Genomic DNA, 3,002 nt, shown 5'->3' with positions numbered 1-3,002 from the left:
GCGCGCCCGTTGGCCCTACGTCCCGGGCTTCCTGAGTTTCCGCGAGGCGCCGGTGGTGTTGGAAGCGTTCCGGCAACTGAAGACGCGGCCGGACCTTGTAATCTGCGACGGACAGGGCCGGGCGCATCCGCGGCGGCTGGGTCTGGCGTCCCACGTCGGCCTCGCCCTCGGCCTGCCGACGATCGGCTGCGCCAAGAGCCTCCTCGTCGGCGCCGTCCCGCGAGAGCCGGGGCGCCGCCGCGGCGGGCGGGCGCCGATCCTGGACGGCGGCGAACGGATCGGGACGGTCCTTCGCACGCAAACCGGCGTCAAACCCGTTTTCGTGAGCGTCGGCTATCGGATCAACCTCGCGAGCGCGGAGCGGTGGGTCCTCGCCGCGTCGCCCCGGTTCCGCCTGGCCGAGCCCATTCGCGCCGCCCATCGCCTCGTCACCGCGTACAAGGCCTCCCTGGGCGGGCGACGTCCGCGCGCGCCGTGTGTCGTTAACGCCCGCAGATGAGTCCTGCTCTTTCGGGACGAATCTGCGGAAACTCCTCTGCAAAAATCGTATAAGAGATAGGAAGAGTAAGAGAAAGGGGGCGGCCATGAAACGGGCGATTGGTGTGGGGCTGGGCCTGGCGCTCCTCACGCTGGCGGCGGCGCGCGGAGGCCTGGGGCAAGGGACTTCGGGCGGCGATAAGAAGGATAACGCGGAGAAGATCAAGGCGCTCGCAGAGCAGGTGACGGCGGAACCGACGGCGGTATCGAAAGACGCACTGGCGGACCCCACGACAGCGCTCGGGGCAGGCAAGGCGCCCGTGGCACCCCCGGCAACAGCGGACGACGCGGAGGCGAAGCGCAAGGCCCGCGAGGAGGCACTGCGGCAGGCGCAGGAGACGGCGCGGACGCGGCGCGCGCTCGGGACGCCGTCGGGGACCTTTGAGTTCAGCGCGACGCCGCTCTCGCAGGTCCTCCAGATGCTGGCCGCGGCGGGCGGGTTTGCCGTCGTCCTCGACAAGGCGCTCGAGGAGGCGGGGATCGACCTTTCGGCGCACCCGGTAACAATGCACCTGAGCGGGATGCGGTACGAGGACGCGATTTACCTCCTCTTGCCGCGCGAGTGCGGGTACCGCGTGGAGGCGGGGTACGTGCTCGTGACGACGCTGGAAAAATCGTGGCTGCCGCTGAAGACGGTGGTCTATAGCGTGCGCGATGCGGTGACAGTCGTGCCGAACTTCGTGGGCCCGCGGTTCGAGATCGGGGACATCACGTCGCAATCCCAAGGGGGCGGGGGGACGAACATCTTCGGCAACCAGCCCGAGGAGCCGGAGGATGCAACCCAGGCGACGCCGGAACGGATCGTGGACATGGTGAAGCATCACGTGCGAAACGCGAACGATCGGCGGATCGCGACGTGGGACGACGAGGGCGGCCCGGCAACGGTCCAGTACCTGGAAGGGAAACTCATCATCTCGCAGACATACGAGGGCCAGCGGGCGGTAGCGCGGCTGGTGGCGGCAATCCAATAGCGTGAATTAACCGCAGAGGACGCAAAGATCGCAGAGGAAGGATTGAGGGGAAAGGCAAAAAATAAAGGCAGACGAGCGCGGCGGGTCTCCGTACCCGCCGCGATTGTTTTTGGCGGGGCCGCCGCGGGTTTTCGGTTGACGGGCGAGGCCGCGGCCGTTATCCGGTTTCGCCCGCATTTTCTCTACGCACTCCACGGGCTTTGCGGTTAGAGTAGCCGCCTGACAAACGACGAGGCGAGCGAGGAAGAGCATGGACGCGTACGACCCGAAGCGAATCGAGGCGAAGTGGCAGGCGTGGTGGGATGAGCACGCGACGTTCCAGACCGACGGCCCGTCGAGAGCCTCTGGGTCGAACGACCGGGCCCCGCGCGCGCGGAAGTTCTACTGCCTGACGATGTTCCCCTATCCGTCCGGGATGCTGCACGTCGGGCACGGGCGGAACTACATCATCGGCGACGTCGTGACGCGCTACAAGATGATGCGCGGATGCGAGGTCCTCAGCCCGATGGGGTGGGACGCGTTCGGCCTGCCGGCCGAGAACGCCGCCATCAAAAATAAGAAACTCCCCGCGACGTGGGTCCGCGAAAACATCGCCTATATGAAAGGCCAGTTCCGTCGCTGGGGCGTCGGGTACGACTGGCGGCGCGAAGTGAACACGAGCGCGCCGGACTATTACAAGTGGACACAGTGGATCTTCCTCGTGCTGTACGAGCGCGGCCTGGCATACCGGAAGCACGCGCCGGTCAACTGGTGCCCGTCGTGCCAGACGGGCCTCGCGAACGAGGAGGTGGTGGACGGGCGATGCGAGCGGTGCGGGGCGGAGGCGACGCTCAAGGATTTGCCGCAGTGGTTCTTCCGCATCACCCAGTACGCCCAGCGGCTGCTCGAGGACCTGGCGCTCCTGGAGAAGTGGCCGGAGACGGTCCGGACGATGCAGGCGAACTGGATCGGGCGCTCCGAAGGGGCGCGGGTGGAGTTTCGTCTCGAAGACCCCGGCGCGCCGGGGCTGCCGATCTTCACGACGCGGCCGGACACGCTCTGGGGCGTGACGTTCATGAGTTTAGCGCCCGAGCATCCGCTCGTCGCGAAGTTGGTGAAGGGGACGAAACGCGAGAAGGAAGTGCTGGCGTTCTGCGAGCGCGTGCGTCGGCAGCCGGCGGCGACGCGGAGCGACGCGGCGGTGGAGAAGGAAGGCGTCGCGACGGGCGCGTACTGCGTGAATCCGGTGAACGGCGAGAAGGTGCCGCTCTGGGTCGCCAACTACGCCCTCATGGAGTACGGGACGGGGGCGGTGATGGCGGTGCCGGCCCACGACCAGCGGGATTTTGAGTTCGCGAAGAAGTACGACCTGGCGATTCGCGTGGTCATCCAACCGGAAGGCAAGACGCTCCGCACGGAAGAGATGACGGAGGCCTACGTCGAGACGGGCGTCATGGCCGACTCGGGCGACCTTTCCGGCACGCCGACGCCGACCGGCATCCCGGAGGTAATCCG

3 protein-coding genes are annotated in these 3,002 nt (G+C 67.3%); all 3 read left to right on the top strand.

The window, feature by feature from the left end:
* Window positions 1-499, top strand: a 499-nt coding sequence (locus NTX40_10680; GenBank protein ID MCX5649539.1) for an endonuclease V, incomplete at its 5' end; no start/stop codon positions are given.
* Window positions 500-584: 85 nt separating this feature from the next.
* Window positions 585-1,508: a hypothetical protein gene (locus NTX40_10675; protein MCX5649538.1), complete on the top strand. Its 924-nt coding sequence runs from the start codon at window positions 585-587 to the stop codon at window positions 1,506-1,508.
* 250 nt (window positions 1,509-1,758) lie between these two features.
* The coding region (locus NTX40_10670; protein MCX5649537.1) for a class I tRNA ligase family protein at window positions 1,759-3,002 on the top strand (1,244 nt) is incomplete at its 3' end.

Source organism: Planctomycetota bacterium, from assembly GCA_026387035.1.
Lineage (GTDB): Bacteria > Planctomycetota > Phycisphaerae > FEN-1346 > FEN-1346 > JAPLMM01.
Note: the sequence above shows the minus strand (reverse complement) of the source record. Positions and strands in the feature narration are given on the sequence as shown.

Bases quoted from the DNA above. Each gene is read 5' to 3' on its own strand.
- NTX40_10675 (MCX5649538.1), top strand. From the start codon at position 585: ATGAAACGGGCGATTGGTGTGGGGCTGGGCCTGGCGCTCCTCACGCTG.